At 67.7% G+C, this 251-nt stretch carries 1 protein-coding gene; it reads left to right on the top strand.

Annotated elements, in window-relative coordinates; genetic code table 11:
- The coding region (locus GJQ66_RS16445; protein ID WP_368732944.1) for a hypothetical protein at positions 1-251 on the top strand (251 nt) is incomplete at both ends.

Below are 251 nucleotides of genomic sequence, written 5' to 3'. Positions count from 1 at the left end.
CTGGGCGGTTCCGGACCGAGTTCAGCTCGCCAGATGCCGAGGCTACGGCTATCGCCGTCTCGTCTAAGCACGCCATCGCCACGGGAGGCTCCGACGGGGTGATCCGGTTGTGGAGGTTCGGGCGTGAAACTGATGCATCCGGCGCGGACACGCCCATCGTGCCAACGGCGCACTTCCTGCAAGCGCTGGCCGGACACACGAAGGAGGTGTCCTCCCTGGCATTCAGCCGCACTGGGGCGGCCCTGGCCTCC

This window comes from Microbacterium sp. ZXX196 (genome assembly GCF_009709595.1).
GTDB classification, from domain to species: domain Bacteria; phylum Actinomycetota; class Actinomycetes; order Actinomycetales; family Microbacteriaceae; genus Microbacterium; species Microbacterium excoecariae.
Note: the sequence above shows the minus strand (reverse complement) of the source record. Positions and strands in the feature narration are given on the sequence as shown.